The organism is Actinobacillus porcinus (assembly GCF_901764995.1).
Taxonomy (GTDB): Bacteria; Pseudomonadota; Gammaproteobacteria; order Enterobacterales; family Pasteurellaceae; genus Exercitatus; species Exercitatus porcinus.
The window spans coordinates 196,739-216,753 of sequence record NZ_CABFKI010000002.1 but is presented as its reverse complement, the minus strand read 5'-3'; the positions used below and the strand labels follow the sequence as shown (position 1 = coordinate 216,753).

General features: G+C 41.0%; 25 protein-coding genes, 1 other RNA gene and 2 pseudogenes. 14 read left to right on the top strand and 14 right to left on the bottom strand.

Going from position 1 to position 20,015, the window contains the following annotated elements:
- Positions 1-103: 103 nt before the first annotated feature.
- The 3 genes from pyrH (at position 104) to ispC (ending at position 2,707) form a co-directional block, all read left to right on the top strand.
- Positions 104-817 (top strand): UMP kinase, encoded by a 714-nt coding sequence (gene pyrH / locus E7T07_RS02515; protein WP_135709342.1) that lies wholly within the window; start codon positions 104-106, stop codon positions 815-817.
- 53 nt (positions 818-870) lie between these two features.
- Positions 871-1,428 carry a ribosome recycling factor gene (gene frr, locus E7T07_RS02510; RefSeq protein ID WP_135709341.1) on the top strand — a complete coding sequence of 186 codons (558 nt, stop codon included), beginning with the start codon at positions 871-873 and terminating at the stop codon, positions 1,426-1,428.
- Between the two features lie 91 nt (positions 1,429-1,519).
- Entirely contained in the window at positions 1,520-2,707 is a 1,188-nt protein-coding gene (ispC, locus tag E7T07_RS02505) for a 1-deoxy-D-xylulose-5-phosphate reductoisomerase (protein WP_135709340.1), read from the top strand.
- Between the two features lie 49 nt (positions 2,708-2,756).
- Here the strand turns inward: ispC and E7T07_RS02500 are convergent, their stop codons facing one another.
- From E7T07_RS02500 to E7T07_RS02490, 3 genes are all read right to left on the bottom strand, one after another.
- Positions 2,757-3,329 (bottom strand): 5-formyltetrahydrofolate cyclo-ligase, encoded by a 573-nt coding sequence (locus tag E7T07_RS02500; RefSeq protein ID WP_135709339.1) that lies wholly within the window; start codon positions 3,327-3,329, stop codon positions 2,757-2,759.
- A 15-nt stretch (positions 3,330-3,344) separates the two neighbouring features.
- A non-coding RNA gene (ssrS, locus tag E7T07_RS02495) (6S RNA) lies at positions 3,345-3,528 on the bottom strand.
- 66 nt (positions 3,529-3,594) lie between these two features.
- Positions 3,595-3,912 (bottom strand): cell division protein ZapA, encoded by a 318-nt coding sequence (locus tag E7T07_RS02490; RefSeq protein ID WP_135709338.1) that lies wholly within the window; start codon positions 3,910-3,912, stop codon positions 3,595-3,597.
- 104 nt (positions 3,913-4,016) lie between these two features.
- Between E7T07_RS02490 and E7T07_RS02485 the strand changes: the two genes are divergently transcribed.
- Together E7T07_RS02485 and pepP are read left to right on the top strand one after the other, a co-directional pair.
- A complete protein-coding gene (locus tag E7T07_RS02485) occupies positions 4,017-4,562 on the top strand; it encodes a YecA/YgfB family protein (protein WP_135709337.1) in 546 nt (181 codons plus the stop codon).
- 9 nt (positions 4,563-4,571) lie between these two features.
- Positions 4,572-5,897, top strand: coding sequence for a Xaa-Pro aminopeptidase (gene pepP, locus E7T07_RS02480; protein ID WP_135709336.1), 1,326 nt, complete (start codon positions 4,572-4,574; stop codon positions 5,895-5,897).
- A 104-nt stretch (positions 5,898-6,001) separates the two neighbouring features.
- Here pepP and groL read toward each other — a convergent pair whose 3' ends face one another.
- Complete coding sequence (gene groL / locus E7T07_RS02475) at positions 6,002-7,645, bottom strand: chaperonin GroEL (RefSeq protein WP_135709335.1); 1,644 nt, start codon at positions 7,643-7,645, stop codon at positions 6,002-6,004.
- A gap of 75 nt (positions 7,646-7,720) precedes the next feature.
- A complete protein-coding gene (locus tag E7T07_RS02470) occupies positions 7,721-8,011 on the bottom strand; it encodes a co-chaperone GroES (RefSeq protein WP_135709334.1) in 291 nt (96 codons plus the stop codon).
- Positions 8,012-8,201: 190 nt separating this feature from the next.
- Here E7T07_RS02470 and tatA point away from each other — a divergent pair, with 190 nt between their 5' ends.
- The 4 genes from tatA to hemB all read left to right on the top strand — a co-directional run bounded on the left by tatA (position 8,202) and on the right by hemB (position 10,970).
- Positions 8,202-8,387 (top strand): Sec-independent protein translocase subunit TatA, encoded by a 186-nt coding sequence (gene tatA / locus E7T07_RS02465; protein ID WP_135709333.1) that lies wholly within the window; start codon positions 8,202-8,204, stop codon positions 8,385-8,387.
- A 24-nt stretch (positions 8,388-8,411) separates the two neighbouring features.
- Positions 8,412-8,993, top strand: coding sequence for a Sec-independent protein translocase protein TatB (tatB, locus tag E7T07_RS02460; RefSeq protein ID WP_135709332.1), 582 nt, complete (start codon positions 8,412-8,414; stop codon positions 8,991-8,993).
- Positions 8,990-9,754, top strand: a complete 765-nt coding sequence (gene tatC, locus E7T07_RS02455; protein WP_135709331.1) for a twin-arginine translocase subunit TatC — start codon at positions 8,990-8,992, stop codon at positions 9,752-9,754. The genes tatB and tatC overlap by 4 nt, the downstream gene beginning before the upstream one ends.
- A 193-nt stretch (positions 9,755-9,947) precedes the next feature.
- A complete protein-coding gene (hemB, locus tag E7T07_RS02450; protein WP_135709330.1) occupies positions 9,948-10,970 on the top strand; it encodes a porphobilinogen synthase in 1,023 nt (340 codons plus the stop codon).
- Between the two features lie 71 nt (positions 10,971-11,041).
- Here hemB and E7T07_RS02445 read toward each other — a convergent pair whose 3' ends face one another.
- The 3 genes from E7T07_RS02445 to epmB form a co-directional block, all read right to left on the bottom strand.
- Positions 11,042-11,446, bottom strand: coding sequence for an MliC family protein (locus E7T07_RS02445; RefSeq protein ID WP_135709329.1), 405 nt, complete (start codon positions 11,444-11,446; stop codon positions 11,042-11,044).
- A 10-nt stretch (positions 11,447-11,456) separates the two neighbouring features.
- Positions 11,457-12,899 (bottom strand): LysM-like peptidoglycan-binding domain-containing protein, encoded by a 1,443-nt coding sequence (locus tag E7T07_RS02440; RefSeq protein WP_135709328.1) that lies wholly within the window; start codon positions 12,897-12,899, stop codon positions 11,457-11,459.
- 80 nt (positions 12,900-12,979) lie between these two features.
- Positions 12,980-13,996, bottom strand: a complete 1,017-nt coding sequence (gene epmB / locus E7T07_RS02435; RefSeq protein ID WP_135709327.1) for an EF-P beta-lysylation protein EpmB — start codon at positions 13,994-13,996, stop codon at positions 12,980-12,982.
- Between the two features lie 35 nt (positions 13,997-14,031).
- Here epmB and efp point away from each other — a divergent pair, with 35 nt between their 5' ends.
- The 3 genes from efp to E7T07_RS02420 all read left to right on the top strand — a co-directional run bounded on the left by efp (position 14,032) and on the right by E7T07_RS02420 (position 17,016).
- Positions 14,032-14,598, top strand: coding sequence for an elongation factor P (gene efp, locus E7T07_RS02430; RefSeq protein ID WP_135709326.1), 567 nt, complete (start codon positions 14,032-14,034; stop codon positions 14,596-14,598).
- A gap of 350 nt (positions 14,599-14,948) precedes the next feature.
- Complete coding sequence (cysK, locus tag E7T07_RS02425; protein ID WP_135709325.1) at positions 14,949-15,899, top strand: cysteine synthase A; 951 nt, start codon at positions 14,949-14,951, stop codon at positions 15,897-15,899.
- Between the two features lie 313 nt (positions 15,900-16,212).
- Positions 16,213-17,016, top strand: a complete 804-nt coding sequence (locus E7T07_RS02420) for a glycosyltransferase family 2 protein (protein ID WP_135709324.1) — start codon at positions 16,213-16,215, stop codon at positions 17,014-17,016.
- 97 nt (positions 17,017-17,113) lie between these two features.
- Here E7T07_RS02420 and rplI read toward each other — a convergent pair whose 3' ends face one another.
- From rplI to E7T07_RS02390, 6 genes and pseudogenes are all read right to left on the bottom strand, one after another.
- Positions 17,114-17,563, bottom strand: a complete 450-nt coding sequence (rplI, locus tag E7T07_RS02415; protein ID WP_135709323.1) for a 50S ribosomal protein L9 — start codon at positions 17,561-17,563, stop codon at positions 17,114-17,116.
- 16 nt (positions 17,564-17,579) lie between these two features.
- Entirely contained in the window at positions 17,580-17,807 is a 228-nt protein-coding gene (rpsR, locus tag E7T07_RS02410; protein WP_005759927.1) for a 30S ribosomal protein S18, read from the bottom strand.
- Positions 17,808-17,819: 12 nt separating this feature from the next.
- Positions 17,820-18,146, bottom strand: a complete 327-nt coding sequence (priB, locus tag E7T07_RS02405; protein WP_135709322.1) for a primosomal replication protein N — start codon at positions 18,144-18,146, stop codon at positions 17,820-17,822.
- A complete protein-coding gene (rpsF, locus tag E7T07_RS02400) occupies positions 18,136-18,513 on the bottom strand; it encodes a 30S ribosomal protein S6 (protein ID WP_135709321.1) in 378 nt (125 codons plus the stop codon). Before rpsF ends, priB begins: the two co-directional genes overlap by 11 nt.
- 238 nt (positions 18,514-18,751) lie before the next feature.
- Positions 18,752-18,925, bottom strand: a complete 174-nt coding sequence (locus tag E7T07_RS02395) for a hypothetical protein (RefSeq protein WP_210403505.1) — start codon at positions 18,923-18,925, stop codon at positions 18,752-18,754.
- Positions 18,926-19,024: 99 nt separating this feature from the next.
- Positions 19,025-19,298, bottom strand: a pseudogene (locus E7T07_RS02390) (hypothetical protein); the annotation flags it as partial.
- Positions 19,299-19,520: 222 nt separating this feature from the next.
- On the opposite strand from E7T07_RS02390, the pseudogene E7T07_RS11195 reads away from it, so the two are divergent.
- Together E7T07_RS11195 and E7T07_RS02385 are read left to right on the top strand one after the other, a co-directional pair.
- Positions 19,521-19,607, top strand: a pseudogene (locus tag E7T07_RS11195) (phage antirepressor protein); the annotation flags it as partial.
- A gap of 22 nt (positions 19,608-19,629) precedes the next feature.
- On the top strand, positions 19,630-19,947 hold the full coding sequence (locus E7T07_RS02385) for an Lrp/AsnC family transcriptional regulator (RefSeq protein WP_180338707.1): 318 nt from the start codon (positions 19,630-19,632) through the stop codon (positions 19,945-19,947).
- Positions 19,948-20,015: the final 68 nt, after the last annotated feature.

The window sequence follows — 20,015 nt, the reverse complement described above, 5'->3', positions numbered from 1 at the left end:
GGTGCAATTTTACCGAATTTTTCTGATGTATTCTATTGGTTGTTATGTGAAGTTACTTTATAATAGCGAGAATTTTGTGTTCAATCCTAGTGGGAGCAAGAAAATGAGCAAACCAATTTATAACCGTATTCTTTTAAAATTAAGTGGCGAAGCCTTGCAAGGGGCTGAAGGGTTTGGTATCGATCCATCTATACTGGACAGAATGGCGCTTGAGATTAAGGAATTGTTATCTATGGGCGTGGAAGTCGGTGTTGTTTTAGGTGGTGGTAATTTATTCCGCGGTGCAAAATTAGCGAAAGCGGGCATGAACCGCGTTGTGGGTGACCATATGGGGATGCTTGCAACGGTAATGAATGGTTTGGCAATGCGTGATGCTTTACACCGTGCAGATGTGAATGCGAAATTGATGTCTGCCTTCCAATTAAACGGTATTTGCGATACTTACAACTGGTCAGAAGCCATTAAAATGTTACGTGAAAAACGTGTTGTTATTTTCTCTGGCGGTACAGGTAGCCCATTCTTTACAACAGACTCAGCCGCTTGTTTGCGTGGTATTGAAATTGAAGCAGATGTGGTTTTAAAAGCCACCAAAGTAGATGGCGTATATGATTGCGACCCTGCTAAAAACCCGGATGCGAAATTATTTAATACATTAAGCTATGCTGATGTGATCGAAAAAGAATTACAAGTGATGGACTTAGCGGCATTTACTTTAGCGCGCGACCACGGTATGCCGATTCGTGTATTTAATATGGGTAAACCGGGTGCATTACGTGAAGTGGTGACTGGTTTAACCGAAGGCACCATTATTTCTTAATTTACTTCATTATTTTGATAAAACCTTAAAATAGTCAATAACAAGGAAAAACAATGATCAACGAAATCAAAAAAGATACGCAAGAGCGTATGGAAAAGAGTCTTGAAGCACTTAAAGGCCATATTTCAAAAATTCGTACAGGCCGTGCGCAACCCTCTCTTTTAGATGGGATTCAAGTGGAATATTACGGTGCTGCAACACCATTACGCCAATTAGCGAACGTAGTGGCAGAAGATGCACGTACATTAGCCGTCAGCGTGTTTGACCGTTCATTAATTAGTGCGGTGGAAAAAGCAATTTTAACCTCAGATCTCGGTTTAAACCCATCTTCAGCCGGCACAACAATCCGTGTACCATTGCCACCATTAACAGAAGAACGCCGTAAAGATTTAATTAAATTGGTGAAAGGCGAAGGTGAGCAAGGCAAAGTGGCCATTCGTAACGTGCGCCGTGACGCAAATGATAAAATCAAAGCGTTGTTAAAAGACAAAGAAATCAGCGAAAACGAACAACACAAAGCGGAAGAAGAAATCCAAAAAATTACTGACGCCTTTATCAAGAAAGTGGATGAAGTGTTAGCGGATAAAGAAAAAGAGTTGATGGATTTTTAATTTAAATTATGGGGTGGGGCAATTCCCCACCAATGTAGAACGCAGATTTTTCTGCGTTTTTTTATATGAGCGTTCATTCTACGGAATTTCTATGAAAAAACAAAATCTCGTCATTCTGGGTTCAACAGGCTCAATTGGCACAAGTACGTTGTCTGTTATTGAACATAATCCCGAACAATATCAAGCCTTTGCTTTAGTGGGTGGACGAAATGTAGAATTGATGGTTGAACAATGTATGAAGTTTCAACCTATCTTTGCCGCCTTAGATGATGAAAGTGCGGCGAAAAATTTGCGGGAAAAATTGACCGCACTTGGTAGCAAAACTCAAGTGTTGAGCGGGCAAAAAGCCATTTGTGAATTGGCGGCACACGAACAGGCAGATCAGGTGATGGCGGCAATTGTGGGCGCGGCCGGTTTGTTGCCAACCCTTTCCGCAGTGAAAGCGGGCAAGCGTGTGTTGTTGGCAAATAAAGAAAGTTTGGTGACTTGTGGGCAGCTTTTTATTGATGCTGTAAAAAATCACGGTGCACAATTATTGCCGGTGGATAGTGAACATAATGCGATTTTCCAGTCTTTACCGCCCGAAGCACAACAAAAAATCGGCTTTTGTCCGTTAAAGGATTTGGGTATTTCGAAGATTGTGTTGACGGGATCTGGCGGGCCTTTCCGCTATACGGATTTAAGTGAGTTTGACCGTATTACGCCGGCACAGGCGGTGGCACATCCGAATTGGTCAATGGGTAAGAAAATCTCTGTAGATAGTGCAACCATGATGAATAAAGGGTTGGAATATATTGAAGCGCGTTGGTTGTTTAATGCTAGTGCAGATGAAATGGAAGTGATTATTCACCCGCAATCTATTATTCATTCTATGGTGCGTTATGTGGATGGTTCCGTGATTGCACAGATGGGCAATCCTGATATGCGCACGCCAATTGCAGAAACCATGGCTTATCCAAACCGCACTTTTGCCGGGGTTGAACCCTTGGATTTTTATAAGTTAAATGGGCTGACATTTTTAGAACCGGATTTTAATCGTTACCCTAATCTTAAATTGGCCATGGATGCCTTTGCCGCAGGGCAGTATGCGACAACGGCAATGAATGCGGCGAACGAAATTGCGGTAGATGCTTTCTTAAATGGTCAGATTAAGTTTACGGATATTGCCAAAGTGAATAGCAAAGTCGTTGAAGCGATACAACCGCAATCTATTGATTGCGTTGACGATGTGCTTGAAGTCGATGGTCAAGCGCGTGAATTGGCGAAATCGTTTATTTAATCCCTTCAAATTTTATTATGAAATGGGGCAATAAATGCCCCAAATCCAATCAACCCACCAAAATATCAAATAGCGGTATATCCCAACTTTCAATAGGTAAGGCTTCCACTTGTTGACATTGATGTGCCAGCCCAACGGGAATGAAATTTTTTGAACGCCAATCTTGTAAAGTGCGATCATAGAACCCGCCCCCCATGCCGAGACGATTACCTTGTTTATCAAAGGCAACTAAAGGAGTAAAAATAATATCTAACTTTTCTAACGGCAGAATGTGTTGAACATTTAACTGCGGTTCAAGAATACCAAATTTATTAGGGATTAATGGAGTTTGCGGTGTGTAATGAATAAACAACAAATGTCCTTTACAAAATGGATGCAGAAGGGGCAAATAGACGTTTTTTCCTTTTTCCCACAGTTGTTCAATCAGTAATTGAGTGGAAATTTCACCATCAAAGGATAAATAAATCGCAATATTTTGCGCTTGACGTTGTGCAATGAGATCTAAGGCTTTTTGCGTTACAATTTTTTCCGCTTGAGCTTGTTCAAGTGCGGTTAAAAGATAACGAGTTTGGCGAATTTGATTGCGGAGTTGAGCGCGTAGCTCAGAAATTGATTTTTTCATAGGAAATTGTTAGGGAAGAGCCCCGAGATGCCGTTTTGGGTGGTCGGTCCTTGAACCCGATGGTTCAAGGGAGTTAACTATAACTATCATTAGGCTTCTTAGTTAAACTAAGCCTGCACACCGACAGCTGAGAAGCCAACTCTAAGTATGTAAATATCGGCTCAGGGACGTAACCCTTTGGCGAACATCTCAGGTAATCTTTGCGTTAAATACTAACTGAAATTAGCGAATTTGAACAGTGTCAAAACATGATTTTTATCAAATTTTATTGAATTTCATAGGTTGTTTGCTGATTTGTTGAACATGCAATAATTTTTTCCAAAGACGCACTTAATTGCTGAATTTGATTCTGTAACACTTTTTCCGTTTCCGTAATTTTGCTTCTTTCTTGTAATAATTCAAAACTGAGATTTAATGCCACAATATTTAATGCGCGTTCAACTTGCACCGTTTGCATCCGATCTTTCATTTCCATGACGCGTTGATCCAAAATGCGTGCCGCTTCACGCAAACTGTCGTGTTGTTCTTCAGGCACATTTAAACGCACAATTTGCCCTAAAAAATTCAGCTCAATCATTGCCATAACTTTTACCATTCTAAAAATTTTTGGCTATTATGCCACAGAGAAATATTTTCGTCATAGAGAATCTGATAGAATGCGGATAACTTAACAGAAAGGAAGAGTAAATGACTGAATATTCAACACTTCAACAACAATTAAAAAGCGCGCAAATTGAACTCACTGCGGCAGAATTACATGGCTTTTTAACCGGTTTAATTTGCGGCGGTGTGCGAGATCAAAGCTGGCAAACATTGTTGTATCAAATGACCAACGACAATCATGCCTATCCAACCGCGTTGCTTGCTGATATTACCCAAATCTATCAAGATATTGACCGCACTTTATCGGATATTGATGGCTTTAATTTTGAATTATTGTTGCCTGAAGATGACAATGTATTTGTGCAAGCGGACGCATTATGCGAATGGACGAATCATTTCTTACTGGGTTTAGGCTTAAATCAACCTAAATTGGACAAAGAAAAAGGCGAAATCGGTGAAGCATTAGATGACTTAAATGATATTTGTCAGTTAGGTTATGATGAAGATGATAATCAAGAAGAATTAGCGGAAGCACTGGAAGAAATCATTGAATATGTGCGTACCATCGCGGCGTTATTTTATACTCATTTTAAACCGCAAACCGATACCGAAAAACCGACAATTCACTAGGAGTTTGTGATGGATTTGGCTTATATGGCAGCCTTGCCAAAGCAAGAATTTATAGAACGGCGTACAACGTTATTTGAACGTTTAGGCGATAATTTTGCCGCCATTATTTTCTCGGCAAGCGAACAAACACGTTCAAATGACACCGCTTATCCATTTCGTCAAGACAGTTATTTTTGGTATTTAACGGGGTTTAATGAACCTGATTCTGTGCTGGTTTTAACCCGCCAAAACGGGCAAAACCAGACCGCACTTTTTTTGCGTCCCAATGATCCTGAAATGGAAACGTGGAACGGACGGCGTTTGGGCGTAGAAAATGCGCCGGCTACGCTCAATGTGGATTATGCCTTTTCAATTGAAACACTGAAAGACGAACTGCCTGCGTTATTGGCAAATGTTGAACAGATTTATCATTTGCAAGATTTGCGTGAGCATAATGATACCTTAATGTTGGCGTTGTTACCGCCTAGTGCAAAACTTACGAATTTACGACCGCACTTAGACGAAATGCGGTTGTTTAAATCCCCAAATGAAATACGGTTGATGCAACAAGCAGGGCAAATTAGTGCGTTAGGGCATATTCGAGCGATGCGTGAAACGCGTCCAAATCGTTTTGAATATGAAATTGAAAGTGAAATTTTACATGAATTCAACCGATTTGGTGCACGTTACCCTTCTTACAACAGCATTGTTGCAGGGGGCGAAAATGCCTGTATTTTACATTACACCGAAAATGATCAACCCTTAAAAGACGGCGATTTAGTGCTCATTGATGCGGGCTGTGAATTTGCCATGTATGCCGGCGATATTACACGCACTTTTCCAGTGAACGGAAAATTTAGCCAACCACAACGGGAAATTTATGAAATCGTATTGGCGGCGCAAAAACGTGCCTTGGAATTGCTGGTGGTGGGCAATAATATTCAACAAGCCAATGATGAAGTGGTGCGCATTAAAGTGGAAGGTTTGGTGCGCTTAGGGATCTTGCAGGGGGATGTGGACGAGTTGATCGCGAATAATGCGCATCGTGAATTTTATATGCACGGATTAGGGCATTGGTTAGGTTTGGATGTGCATGATGTGGGCAGTTATTCTAATGCCACAGAAAACGGTGATCGAAACTCGAAAAAACGCGACCGCACTTTGGAAGTGGGGATGGTATTAACCGTTGAACCCGGACTTTATATTTCGCCAAAGTCCAATGTGCCAGAGCAATATAAGGGGATTGGTGTGCGTATTGAAGATAATATTTTGATTACGGAATACGGCAACAAAAACCTAACTTGCGCGGTGCCCAAAGAAATTGAGGATATTGAGCGGTTAATGGCGGAGAGATAGCGATAAAGCTCGAGCAAAAGCGCGGTCAAAAAAATAAAAATTTTGACCGCGCTTTATGTTGTTTGGAGCAGGTTTTGATACCTGCCCCGATGAGTAGAGACGGATTACATCATGCCGCCCATTCCACCCATACCGCCCATTCCGGCACCTAAATCAGCTTTGTCATCTTTTGGCAAGTCAGTTACCATACATTCTGTAGTGATCATTAAACCTGCAATTGATGCTGCAAATTGCAATGCAGAACGTGTTACTTTGGTCGGATCCAAAATACCCATTTCGATCATATCGCCGTAAGTTTCAGTACCCGCGTTATAACCGAAGTTTCCTTCGCCATTTTTCACCGCACTTGCGACTACTGATGCTTCTTCACCCGCATTCGTTACGATTTGGCGAAGTGGTGCTTCCATTGCACGTAAGGCAAGTTTGATACCCACATTTTGATCTTCATTGTCGCCTTTTAAGGTTGCAGCCACTTTGCCTGCAGCACGTACTAATGCCACACCACCACCGGCAACGATACCTTCCTCCACCGCTGCGCGAGTCGCGTGCAATGCGTCATCAACACGATCTTTTTTCTCTTTCATTTCCACTTCAGTCGCTGCACCTACTTTGATTACAGCCACACCGCCGGCTAATTTCGCCACGCGTTCTTGAAGTTTTTCTTTGTCGTAATCAGACGTTGATTCTTCGATTTGTTGACGAATTTGTGCTACACGACCTTTAATTTGTGCTTCATCGCCAATACCGTCAATAATGGTGGTGTTGTCTTTGTTGATTACAACACGTTTCGCTTGACCTAAATCTTCAAGGGTTGCTTTTTCAAGTTCCATACCGATTTCTTCAGAAATCACGGTACCTGCGGTTAAAATTGCAATGTCTTGTAACATCGCTTTACGGCGATCACCAAAGCCCGGTGCTTTCACTGCCGCTACTTTCACAATACCGCGCATGGTGTTCACCACTAATGTTGCAAGCGCTTCGCCTTCCACATCTTCCGCGATAATTAAAAGCGGTTTGCCTGCTTTTGCCACGCCTTCTAATACCGGAAGTAATTCACGAATGTTAGAGATTTTTTTATCCACTAATAAAATGAATGGGTTATCTAATTCAACCGTTGCCGCTTCCGGTTTATTGATGAAGTATGGTGATAAATAACCACGGTCGAATTGCATCCCTTCAACCACATCTAATTCATCAGAAAGACCTGAGCCATCTTCAACGGTGATCACGCCTTCTTTACCCACTTTTTCCATGGCTTGCGCAATTAATTTACCTACAGTTTCATCTGAGTTAGCAGAAATGGTACCGACTTGCTCAATTTCTTTTGAGGTTTCACAAGGTTTAGATAATGCTTTTAATTCTTCAACTACTGAAGCTACCGCTTTGTCGATACCGCGTTTTAAATCCATTGGGTTCATACCCGCTGCAACGGCTTTTAAACCTTCATTGACGATAGCTTGTGCAAGAACAGTTGCGGTGGTTGTACCGTCACCTGCCGCATCATTGGCTTTTGACGCCACTTCTTTCACCATTTGTGCGCCCATATTTTCGAATTTGTCTTCTAATTCGATTTCACGTGCTACAGACACCCCGTCTTTGGTGATCGTTGGTGCGCCAAAGGCTTTGTCTAAAATGACGTTACGACCTTTAGGACCTAGGGTTACTTTTACTGCGTCTGCTAAAATATTCACACCCGCTAACATTTTTACACGAGCATCATTACCAAATTTTACGTCTTTTGCTGCCATTTTTATTTTCCTTTATCAATCGGGCAAATAGGATTTGCCCCTATAAAATTCTCGGTCAAAATTGACCGCACTTTATTATTCTACAATAGCCAAAATATCGTTTTCTGAAACGATTAACACTTCTTCGCCATCAATTTTTTCTGCTTTTACGCCATAACCATCATTGAAAATAACGGTGTCGCCGACTTTTACATCTAACGGTTGAACGGTGCCGTTTTCTAAAATACGGCCTTTACCTACCGCAATGACTTTTGCGCGGGTTGATTTGGTTGCGGCAGAACCTGTTAACACGATACCGCCTGCAGATAATGCTTCAACTTCTTCGCGTTTAAGTAGAACGCGATCATGTAATGGACGAATTGCCATATTGTTACTCCTTAAATAATTAAAATTATCGATTGCGAGACCTATATGGGGCATTATTTTAGGGCTTTCAAGGGACAAAATAAAAAAATTTTTAAGAAAAATAATCCTACTTGGCTATTGTTCGTCACGTCTAAAAAGAGTATATTGCCGACCATCTTTATTCATATTTATTTTACCAAAAGGAAAAATTATGGGCGGTATTAGCATTTGGCAACTTCTAATTATTGTAGCAATCGTGGTTTTATTATTCGGCACGAAAAAACTCCGCACCTTAGGGGCTGATTTAGGTGAGTCCGTAAAAGGCTTTAAAAAAGCGATGGCAGATGAGCCAAAAGAGACAGAAGTTAAATCTGTGGAAAAAAACGATAAAGAATAAGGCCTGAAAAGTAAGGTAAGCAGTGTGTTTGATATTGGCTTTTCGGAATTAGTACTGGTATTTATTGTGGGCTTGGTGGTACTTGGTCCACAACGTATGCCTGTGGCAATTCGAACTGTGATGAAATGGGTTCGTACCATTCGTGGTTTAGCTGCAAATGTACAAAATGAACTGGCGCAAGAGCTTAAATTACAGGAATTGCAGGAAAGTATTAAAAAAGCCGAGCATTTAAATTTAAAATCTTTATCCCCGGAATTAGCACAGACCGTAGAAGAATTAAAGCAATCTGCGGATAAAATGAGAGTGGATCTTGAACAGCAAGCCAATGCGGCCAATAAGTCCCTTGAAGAACATATTAAAGATGTGCGCGAAGCCAATTTTGCTGAAGTAGAACAACACAAAGATGATCAAAGTGCGGTAAATTTCACAGCAGAAAAAACAGCGGAAAATACCACCGCACTTGATACCGAGCTAACCCCGGCAGAACAGGCTGAACAAGCTGAAATTTCTTTAGATGAACAGTTGGCAAAATATATGGATCAGTATCATCCTACGGATGATGTGCAGCCGACTGTTGCAAACCCAACGCCTGAGAAAAATACATGAGTAGTGTTGACGAATCTCAACCTTTAATTAGTCATCTTCTTGAATTACGTAACCGTTTACTGCGTTGCGTAATTTGTATCATGGTTGTTTTTTTATCTTTGGTGTATTTCGCCAATGATATTTATCATTTGATTGCAACCCCTTTGCTTGATGCCATGCCTAAGGGCGCGACGATGATTGCCACCAATGTGGTTTCCCCTTTTTTTACACCGATCAAATTAACGATTTTAGCCTCCGTATTTTTATCTGTGCCATTTTTGTTGTATCAGGTATGGGCATTTGTTGCGCCGGCGTTGTATCAACATGAAAAACGGTTAGTTTATCCGTTGTTAATTTCAAGCACGGTATTATTTTATGTCGGTGTTGCCTTTGCTTATTACATTGTTTTCCCTCTGGTATTTAGCTTCCTTTCCGGCACATCACCGGATGGGGTCACGATGGCAACGGATATTAGTAGCTATCTTGATTTTGTATTAACCTTATTTATCGCCTTTGGGGTGTGTTTTGAAGTGCCTGTGGCAATTATTTTGCTGTGTTGGGCGGGCATTACTTCACCTGAAAGTTTACGAGAAAAACGCCCTTATATTATTGTAGCGGCTTTTGTGATTGGGATGTTGCTGACACCGCCAGATATTTTTTCTCAAACCTTACTTGCCCTACCAATGTGTTTGTTATTTGAATTAGGGGTAATTTGTGCGAAATTTTATGCGCCTAAAGATGAGAATAATGTGAATTCCGATGAAAGTGCGGTAGAAAAATAAGCGTTTTGATATAAATTTAAATTAGATTACTGACGAAGTTCATCTTTAAAAATAACCTAGCACGAGCCGTGCTAGGTTCGTAAAGCCCAGCCCCTGCCGGGGCTGAAAGAAAGAGCCGCAGAGCGGCTCAGATTAAGTAACCCTATACGGCTCGTATAGGGTTTGTCACATTCTAAGACTCAAGGATAAAAACATGACACAACAATATTTTACCGGTTATCCGGCACGCCGTTTGCGCCGTATGCGAAAAAATGATTTTAGCCGCCGTTTAATGGCAGAGAATAAATTAACTGTTGACGATTTAATTTATCCCGTATTTATCATGGAAGGGGAAAATCATCGTGAACCGGTTCCATCCATGCCAAAAGTAGAGCGTTTGACGATCGATCAATTACTGGTTGAAGCAGGGTTATTAGTAAAATATGGCGTACCGGTTATTGCCTTATTCCCTGTGGTTGAACAAGATAAAAAATCTTTATTGGCGGAAGAGGCCTATAATCCAAATGGCTTAGTGCAACGCGCGGTGCGGGCGTTAAAAGCGGCTTATCCTGATTTAGGCGTGTTAACGGATGTCGCGTTGGATCCTTATACGATTCACGGGCAAGATGGGATTATCGATGAAACAGGCTATGTGCTTAACGAAGTGACCAGTGACGTGTTGGTTAAGCAAGCCCTTTCTCACGCGGAAGCGGGCGCGGATATTGTTGCCCCCAGTGATATGATGGACGGCAGAATTGGCAAAATTCGTACCGCACTTGAAGAAAAAGGCTTTATTAACACATTGATTATGGCCTATGCCGCGAAATATGCGTCTAATTATTATGGCCCATTCCGTGATGCAGTCGGTTCAGCGGGGAACCTGAAAGGCGGTGATAAGAAAACCTATCAAGTGGATCCGGCCAATGGCAATGAAGGTTTGCAAGAAGTCGCTTTAGACATTGCAGAAGGCGCAGATATGGTGATGGTTAAACCGGGCATGCCGTATTTGGATATGGTTTATCGCGTTAAAGAACAGTTTGGCGTGCCGACTTTTGCCTATCAAGTTTCCGGGGAATATGCGATGCATTGGGCTGCCATTCAAAACGGTTGGTTGAAAGAAAAAGAATGTATTATGGAAGGTTTGCTATGCTTTAAACGCGCTGGTGCAGACGGTATTTTAACCTACTTCGCAAAACAAGTGGCCGAATGGTTATATGAAGAAGGGAAGAATAAGTAATACCTAGAAGAGAATGAAAACCCTATACGAGCAATCAAGGCGTATAGGGTTTATTTTTGCTATTAAGTCATTTATTGTTCAACACAAATATCCGCTAAAATCACACCTTGCGTATTGGTTAACGTGGCGGTATTGTTTGAGCGTTCGATCCAGCGCCAGTGAATACTGGTGTAGGATTTTCCGGTTTCCGATACCGTTGATTTTAGCTTTTCAGTAATACCATTAAAGGTTAACGTCACCGTTTCTACACGACTGGCTTTGGCGGTGCTTTTAGGTTTCATCCGCGTTACGCGCACGATTTTATCGTCTTTGCAAAGAAAACGACTCGCAGAACCGGTTTGTGTAGTTTTATTCATTGCGCCCGATTTGATTTGAGGCGCAATTTTAACCACTGCATCCACAGGGGCTTGTTCAACCGCAGAATGACAAGCCGTTAAGATGCATGCTGAGATTAAAAAAAGTGCGGTCGTTTTCATGCTAATTTCCTTACTTGCGGTATTTGTACGAGCCGTCAGATTGACGCGTAAAGACGGATCCGTCTGATAAACGCATTGAACTGACGCGCCCTTCGCTGTTTACTGATACTTGAACTTTATCGCCCGGTTTAAAGCTGCTCAATACATTACCGGCACCATTGGCTTTGGTCATCGCATTTACATCACGAATATCTAAGCCATTTGTACGGAATACTTGGAATAATGATGTACTCGCTGGCACCGTTAGGGTTTTGCTTGTTGAGCCGGCAGTTTGACCGGCTTTTTTCGTTGCAGGTTTGGCTTCGCTGATCGGCGCACCATTTAACGCCGCTTGTGCACGTGCTTTTTCTGCTGCCAGTTTTTCTGCTTTCGCTTTTTCTGCGGCTTTCGCTTTTGCTAACTGTTCTGCTTTTGCTTTTTCCGCTTTGGCTTTCGCTAACTGTTCAGCTTTGGCTAATTGCTCAGCTTTGGCTTTTTCTGCACGCGCTTTCTGTTGTTCACGGGCTAATTGCTCTTGCTGGGCTTTTTCTGCTTGTAATTGTTCTTGGCGTGCTTTTTCTGCTTGCTGTGCTTGCGGATCAACCGATGGTTGTTCAGGCATTGGAACCGGTTCTAATGCAGGTTGCGTTGAGGCTGACGGTTGTGTTGCCGGTGTAGCAGGTGTTGCAGAGATATTCGCCACGCTTTCATTCACTGCTGTATCATTTACCACAGAAGGCATTGGTTCAGGTTGAGCCTGTTCCACCACTGGCGGTTCTGCCGGTTGAGTGGTATTTGCCATATCCGTCATTTCGTTCGGCTGATTTGGCGTTAAAGATTGAAACTCAATCGGCGTATTATTGCTATTGTTAACTTGGTATTCATCCGCAGTTTCCGAACTTGGTTTTAATAATACTAAAGCAATCAGTACGGCGACAGCACCGGCGATAGCGATAATAAAACGGCGATGTTTTGGCGGTAATTTTTGCATAAAGCTCCAGTTTTCCGGATTCTTCATATTTTGTTTCGTTGCCACAATAGGTTCTTCTGTTAGAATTTTCTCTGGTTCTGCCGTATTTTCAACAGTATTAGACGTTGTCTCAGCCGTCACCGCGGTGTCAGCCGATTCTTCAATCTTGTCTTTATTTTCTTCAATATCGTCAGTGGATTTGGCTTGTTTGGCAATGGCTTGAGCCGGTTGTTTAAAAATGCTCTCCGCAGAATAATTAACGGTTTGGTTAATTGCCGTTGTCGTGGCGGTTTCTGTCACGCGAGTTGTATTGCCAAAAGTGGGCTCTTTACGCTCCGCAAATGGATTTGTCTGCACGACATTTTTTTTTCCGAAAAATTTATTTAAGAAAGAGGATGAATCCGTTGCGCTACTTTTTCTTGGCGTCACAGGTTCAATTGGGTTTGCATCAAAATCAAGTTCGCTTTGTGTTGATGTTGACTGATTTTCAGATTTATTCTCCACGATATACCTCAATATGTAATCAATAAAATGTGCAAAAATGCGGTTGAAAAAATTGCCCTTATTCTAAATGAAAATGCGGTTTAAAACAAAGTTTTATTCGGTTCACCTGCAATTTCTCTTGCTAATTTCGGTACTAAATAACCCGATGTAATTGCTTGTAATTCTTGATAAATTTTAACCGCAGTTGCATCATCAAGATAAAAATGACTTGCTCCTTCTACCTTATCAAAAAGGTGTAAGTAATAAGGCAGTACCCCCACTTGAAAGAGTGCGTCACTTAAGTTTTTTAGTGTCAGCGCATTATCATTAATCCCTTTTAACAAGACGGATTGGTTAAGTAAGGTAACGCCTGTTTGCTTCAATTGAAATAATGCGTTTGCCAACTTATCATCAATTTCATTTTGATGGTTGATATGTGTGACTAGCACTGTTTTCAAATGGCTTTCGCTGAGTATTTGACAGAATTTTGCTGTAATGCGTTCAGGAATAACCACAGGCAAGCGCGTATGAATGCGTAATCGCTGTAAGTGTGGTATTTTTTCAAGGTGTTTTATCAGCCATTCTAACTCATTATCTTTTGCCATCAGGGGATCTCCGCCTGAAAAGATCACTTCTTCAATTTGCGGATTGCTTGCAATGTAATCAATCGCTTTTTGCCAATTAGTTTTGTTTCCCTGATTTTGGTCATAAGGGAAATGGCGGCGGAAACAGTAACGGCAATTTACTGCACAAGCATTTTTTACCATTAATAACAAACGGTTATGGTATTTATGTAAAACATTGGGTGCGGCATTATGCTGCTCGTCAAGGGGATCTTTGACAAAACCATCTACTTGAAGGAATTCCTGTGCGGAAGACATCACTTGTAAAAAAAGGGGATCATGGGGATTACCTTTTTCCATTCTATCGATAAAAGGTTGAGGCACACGTAATGCAAAAAGTTTACGCGCTTGAATGTCCTGTTCAAAATTTTCCACGGGTAAATTTAACTTTTCCAGCAGAATTTTCGGATCAGAAACGGCGTTATTTAGAATTTCTAACCAAATTTCACGTTTTGGTTCTTCTCTAACAGGGATGTTTTGGGTTAAAATATGCACTTTTAAAAACTAGCTCTTATTTAATTGAGGAAATCATGGCTACATATACTACCACTGACTTCAAACCAGGTCTAAAATTTATGCAAGACGGCGAGCCTTGCGTGATTGTTGAAAATGAATTCGTAAAACCAGGTAAAGGTCAAGCGTTTACGCGTACTCGTATTCGTAAATTAATTTCCGGCAAAGTATTAGATGTGAACTTTAAATCAGGTACTTCAGTTGAAGCGGCTGATGTAATGGATTTAAACTTAACTTATTCATACAAAGATGAAGCATTCTGGTACTTTATGCACCCGGAAACCTTTGAGCAATATTCAGCCGATGCGAAAGCAGTGGGTGACGCTGAAAAATGGTTATTAGACCAAGCAGATTGTATCATTACTTTATGGAACGGTAGCCCAATTACTGTGACACCACCAAACTTTGTAGAATTAGAAGTCATTGAAACCGATCCGGGTTTGAAAGGCGATACCGCTGGCACGGGTGGTAAACCGGCAACATTAAGCACAGGCGCGGTAGTTCGTGTTCCTTTATTCGTTCAAATTGGCGAAGTGATTAAAGTAGATACACGTTCAGGCGAATATGTCTCTCGTGTGAAATAATCGAATTTGTTAAATAAAATGCCCACCTTGTGTGGGTATTTTTTTGATATTATGTAACAACTACATAAAGCTGAAATGGCGGTTGGTGAGCTTGTCGAACCACGGTTGGTGAGCTTATCGAACCATAAGACATTTCAGCGGCACAAGACTTACGTTTCGACAAGCTCAACGACCGTCTTGTGCAAGCCCCGTATAGTATCGTATTTTTTTATCTTCTCATCGGTAAACATTCAGTTTTTCTTCTATAAATAGCTTTTAGTTATAAAATAGAACAAATAACTATTGTTCTTTTATAACATAGCATGTTAAAACTACTATCAACAAATAGATAACTCTCAAGGAGATTGAAAATGACAATTTACGCAGATAATTCCTATTCCATTGGCAATACACCATTAGTACGTTTAAAACATTTCGGTCAAAACGGTAACTTAGTGGTCAAAGTAGAAGGTCGTAACCCAAGTTTCAGTGTGAAATGCCGTATCGGTGCGAATATGATTTGGCAAGCGGAAAAAGATGGCGTTTTAACCAAAGATAAAGAAATTGTGGATGCAACCAGTGGTAACACAGGGATTGCCCTTGCTTATGTTGCGGCAGCGCGCGGTTATAAAATTACCTTAACCATGCCGGAAACCATGAGTACGGAACGTAAACGTTTATTACGTGGCTTAGGTGTCAATTTAGTTTTAACCGAAGGCGCGAAAGGGATGAAAGGCGCGATTGCCAAAGCAGAAGAAATTGTCGCCAGCGATCCTAATCGTTACATCATGTTGAAACAATTTGAAAACCCGGCAAACCCGGCAATTCACCAACAAACCACAGGCGTTGAAATCTGGGAAGGAACAGAAGGCAAAGTGGATGTGGTCGTGGCCGGCGTGGGGACAGGCGGTACGATTACGGGTATTTCTCGTGCTATTAAACAAGACAAAGGTAAACAAATTCTTTCTGTTGCCGTAGAACCGGCAGAAAGCCCGGTGATTACCCAAACTTTAAATGGTGAAGAAGTGAAACCGGGCCCGCACAAAATCCAAGGTATCGGCGCAGGCTTTATTCCTAAAAATTTAGATTTGAGTTTAATTGACCGCGTTGAACAAGTGGATAGCGACACCGCGATTGCAACGGCACGCCGTTTAATGGCAGAAGAAGGTATTCTTGCGGGGATTTCATCAGGTGCTGCGGTCGCTGCCGCTGATCGTTTAGCAAAATTACCGGAATTTGCGGATAAACTTATCGTGGCTATTCTTCCTTCTGCCTCAGAGCGTTATTTAAGTACAGCGTTGTTTGAAGGCATTGAAATTTAATTTCATCATGACAAAATGTGCGGTTAATTCAACATCTGAATTAACCGTTTTTTTGTCTATTTGCTAAGGCTTGTTGATGCTTTGTGCTTATAAAATATACTTTTTGTGCCTAGCACGCAAAGTGCGTACTAGGTTACGCATAGTTGAGTGGCTTTGCCACTCTCATTCTCAGCCCCAAAGGGGCTGATTTATGCGTAACCCAGTATGGCTCTGCCATGCTGGGATATTAAATAAACACTTATTGATGATTTTATAGCCTCAAAATATCAACATATCCTAAAATATCTTTCAAATTTTTTGATGAGAGTGTTTTATGCAATTTCCTTTAATTGACGTCATTATCCCTTGTTACAATGCTGCTCAGACTCTTGAGCGCGCAGTAAAATCCGTTTTAAATCAACCGCACTTAGGCACACTTTGGCTGATTGATGATGCTTCTACCGACCAAACGTTATCGCTAGCTCAACAATTTGCCGCACAATACCCCGAAAAAATTAACGTGGAACAAATGCCACGTAATAGCGGTGTGGCGAAAACCCGAAATTGGGGGGCGTTGCAAAGTGCGGCTGAAATTATTGCCTTTTTAGATGCTGATGATGCTTATGAGCCTGAAGCGTTAACGTTAGCTAGTAGTGTGTTTCATTTCCGCCCTGAAATACAGGTACTTCGCTTAGCGTTAAATCCAGTTGGTATTGCAGAGCGTTATAGCGCGCACCCAAATTTTGACTTTGCTTGGCAGCATATGCGAATGACTTGCGGTGGTAATGTGGTTTTCCGCCGTGCTTTTTTCTTAGCTTGTGGTGGTTTTCCACAGCATCAATTATTCCGTGAATTAGGTGGTGAAGATGGGGCTTTAGGTATTGCCACGACACAAGTTTGCCAAGTGGGGACTTTATTTAATGAACCCGGTGTATTGCATTATTGTCGTGACGGTATGCATGCAGAACGGTTATTGGACGCGATTTTATTCAATAAGATTCCCCCTGATATTACGGATGAGAAAATGAATGAAGCTCAGGCGGTAACGGATAAAATCTGTCAACAGATGAGATTATTAAGGGATGGATTAACGGCTGATAATGTTGGAGTTATACCTTTGGCTTTGCAAAGAGAATAACTGTATTTGTCTATTACACCTATTTTGCATGAGATGTAGATGATAAAAAACCCAGCGAAAGCTGGGTTTTTATTGTCTTGCATTTTGAATAAGATAATTATTCTGCAACAACAACAACGTTTAATGTTGCGAATACTTCGCCGTGAAGTTGGAAACGAACTTCGTGATCACCAGTGGTACGTAATGGACCGGTTGATAAACGAACTTCTGATTTCGCTACTTCAACGCCTGCTGCAGATACTGCTTCTGCAACGTCACGTGTTGTGATAGCACCGAATAAACGACCTTCATCACCTGCTTTAGAAACGATAGTTACTGATTCTAATGCAGCGATTTTTGCTGCGCGAGCGTGAGCTTCAGCTAATTCAGCTGCGGCTTTAGCTTCAAATTCAGCACGGCGTGCTTCGAAGAATTCAATGTTAGCTTTGGTAGCCATAACTGCTTTACCTTGTGGGATTAAGTAGTTACGAGCGAAACCTGATTTAACGCTAACTTGATCACCCACTTGACCTAAGTGAGCAATTTTGTCTAATAAAATAACTTGCATTACCGTATCTCCTTAATTACTGATGGTTGTCAGTGTATGGAAGTAACGCTAAATAACGAGCGCGTTTGATTGCGCGAGCTAATTGACGTTGATACTTCGCACGAGTACCGGTAATACGGCTTGGAACAATTTTGCCGCTCTCTGTAATGTAGTTCTTTAATGTAGCGATATCTTTGTAATCGATTTCAACTACGTTTTCCGCTGTGAAACGGCAGAACTTGCGACGACGGAAATAACGTGCCATTTGGCGAGTCTCCTAATCTAATAATTCGATATTTTCAGCATGTAAAACTAATTGGTTTAAACCATTTTTGGTTTGGTGTGAACTAATAAACCCGACTACCAAGAGTTTTTTGCCGACCGTAATGCTTTTAGTTGTTTGAGTAAATTGATTGCCACTCAATTGTATCGGTATCTTGCACCAAGCTTGACGCTTAAGTCCCACTTCAATTTGTTCAGAACGATGTTCTAACAAAAATTGGCAATGTTCGATACCGTTAGGGCTTTTTGTTTGTTTAGGTTGGCTACAAACTGTACCAATCAATGACAAACGATTATCAATTTTCAAATGACTACTCAGCATCCTCAAAATCGTTGGTTTCAACTTCAGCTACAGCAACTTTCTTTTCGTCTTTTGCTTTAGCCATTGGGGACGCTTCTGTTACGGCGTGCTTAGTACGAATTACGACGTTACGAAGAATTGCATCGTTGTAACGGAATGTTGTTTCTAGCTCGTCGATTACACTTTGAGGCGCTTCTACATTCATAAGCACATAATGTGCTTTATGTAATTTGTTAATTGGGTATGCTAATTGACGGCGACCCCAATCTTCTAGGCGATGAATCGCACCACCGGCTTCTTTAATAGAACCTGTGTAACGTTCGATCATACCTGGTACTTGTTCGCTTTGGTCCGGATGAACCATAAAAACGATTTCGTAGTGACGCATTGTTGATCCTTACGGGTTAATCAGCCTCCGACTGTTGATCCAGTCACTAATCTGCGGAAGCAAGGAACGAAAATTAAATGTGACTGCAAGGCGCGAATTATACAGAAATTGTATTGAAATACAAGTGGGAAATGGGTATTAAAGGACAAAATTAATGGTTTTTTAGCCTAGCGATCCGTTAAAGGATATTTTTAATGGTTATAAAACATACAGATTTTATAGCCGTTTTTTATACAATCTAAACACCCAAAATCTCATCAATCATTTTTAGTTTTTGAGTGAGATTCATCCCCCTGTGATTACCTAAAAGTCGCTTCAAATATCCAAATTGTCCCTCGATTAAATTAGATGTATTAGGAATACCTAAATTAGGATATTTTTGATAGGTAAACAGATAAGGAAGGTTATTCATTAAACTTCGATATGCACTCCTTAAACGGCGATGTGTATACTGTGGTTTACCTGTTTCAGGATTAAACGTCCGTTTATCATAATAGTCCAGCCATTTAGCTACATCAACAAATTGCGGTTGCCCCCACTAACTGTAATGCCTGTTCTGCGATATCCCCACACATCAACCACGTCCCCTGATTTCCCCTTAATACCTGTGCGATTAAACGAGTGGTAATGACAGACTGGCTTTTAGGTGTTTTCGGCACAAATGGGGCTGCCAATTCGCTAATCTCTTGCGTTAAAAGTTGCATTTGTACCGTTAATAAATCTTGTTTTTCTTTCAGTTGAAGTAACCGCTCAACTAACTCGTGCTTAAGTAACTTTTGTGCCATAATAAAAATCCCTATTGAGTGAGAATTTCAATAGGGATTTTAATGTTTTCAATCGGTTAAATCTTTGTGCAAGTGCTACATAATACCGGAAAATTCTGCAAATCCAATCGCACTTTGTGTGAAGTTGATCGAAAAAACAAAAAAATTCCATTTATACAGTATTGATACTGGATAAGGTTTATGATTGAATACCTGAAAAATTAAACAGTGGAAAAATCATCAATGAACAAAATTAAACTTTTTGAAAATCAACAAATTCGCTCAGTGTGGGACGAAGAAAAACAAGAATGGTTTTTCAGCGTGGTGGATAAAGCAACTGGAAGACAGTGGCGTGATTAGCGGTTATCGTGCCGAAGTCAATCCCGAACGGATTGGCTTGAATTTTTCCGCCATTGTGTTTGTGAAAATGAAAAATAATAGTGGCGACAATATCCGTGAATTTGAACAAGCCTTAATGGATATTCCTGAAATTATTCAAGCACAAAGTTTGTTGGGCGACCCTGATTTTATTTTGCACATTGTTACCCAAGATATGAAATCGTTTCAGCAATTATATGACCGCCGTTTAACACAACTACCGCATATTACGGGGATTACTTCTACATTAGTGATGAAAAATATTATTCCATTGCGAGCCATGCCGATTTAAATAGTTTTCAGGCAGGCTGAAAATAATTAGCGGTCATTTTCGCAAAATCTTTTGCAAATTTGACCGCA

Coding starts and splice junctions, on each gene's coding strand:
- hemB (WP_135709330.1), top strand. CDS start 9,948: ATGACACAACAATATTTTACCGGTTATCCGGCACGCCGTTTGCGCCGT.
- pyrH (WP_135709342.1), top strand. CDS start 104: ATGAGCAAACCAATTTATAACCGTATTCTTTTAAAATTAAGTGGCGAA.
- E7T07_RS02395 (WP_210403505.1), bottom strand. CDS start 18,925: ATGAATAACCTTCCTTATCTGTTTACCTATCAAAAATATCCTAATTTA.
- tatC (WP_135709331.1), top strand. CDS start 8,990: ATGAGTAGTGTTGACGAATCTCAACCTTTAATTAGTCATCTTCTTGAA.
- E7T07_RS02500 (WP_135709339.1), bottom strand. CDS start 3,329: ATGAAAAAATCAATTTCTGAGCTACGCGCTCAACTCCGCAATCAAATT.
- rplI (WP_135709323.1), bottom strand. CDS start 17,563: ATGCAAGTTATTTTATTAGACAAAATTGCTCACTTAGGTCAAGTGGGT.
- E7T07_RS02420 (WP_135709324.1), top strand. CDS start 16,213: ATGCAATTTCCTTTAATTGACGTCATTATCCCTTGTTACAATGCTGCT.
- priB (WP_135709322.1), bottom strand. CDS start 18,146: ATGCTGAGTAGTCATTTGAAAATTGATAATCGTTTGTCATTGATTGGT.
- E7T07_RS02485 (WP_135709337.1), top strand. CDS start 4,017: ATGACTGAATATTCAACACTTCAACAACAATTAAAAAGCGCGCAAATT.
- E7T07_RS02470 (WP_135709334.1), bottom strand. CDS start 8,011: ATGGCAATTCGTCCATTACATGATCGCGTTCTACTTAAACGCGAAGAA.
- ispC (WP_135709340.1), top strand. CDS start 1,520: ATGAAAAAACAAAATCTCGTCATTCTGGGTTCAACAGGCTCAATTGGC.
- frr (WP_135709341.1), top strand. CDS start 871: ATGATCAACGAAATCAAAAAAGATACGCAAGAGCGTATGGAAAAGAGT.
- E7T07_RS02445 (WP_135709329.1), bottom strand. CDS start 11,446: ATGAAAACGACCGCACTTTTTTTAATCTCAGCATGCATCTTAACGGCT.
- rpsF (WP_135709321.1), bottom strand. CDS start 18,513: ATGCGTCACTACGAAATCGTTTTTATGGTTCATCCGGACCAAAGCGAA.
- tatA (WP_135709333.1), top strand. CDS start 8,202: ATGGGCGGTATTAGCATTTGGCAACTTCTAATTATTGTAGCAATCGTG.
- groL (WP_135709335.1), bottom strand. CDS start 7,645: ATGGCAGCAAAAGACGTAAAATTTGGTAATGATGCTCGTGTAAAAATG.
- efp (WP_135709326.1), top strand. CDS start 14,032: ATGGCTACATATACTACCACTGACTTCAAACCAGGTCTAAAATTTATG.
- pepP (WP_135709336.1), top strand. CDS start 4,572: ATGGATTTGGCTTATATGGCAGCCTTGCCAAAGCAAGAATTTATAGAA.
- rpsR (WP_005759927.1), bottom strand. CDS start 17,807: ATGGCACGTTATTTCCGTCGTCGCAAGTTCTGCCGTTTCACAGCGGAA.
- E7T07_RS02490 (WP_135709338.1), bottom strand. CDS start 3,912: ATGGCAATGATTGAGCTGAATTTTTTAGGGCAAATTGTGCGTTTAAAT.
- cysK (WP_135709325.1), top strand. CDS start 14,949: ATGACAATTTACGCAGATAATTCCTATTCCATTGGCAATACACCATTA.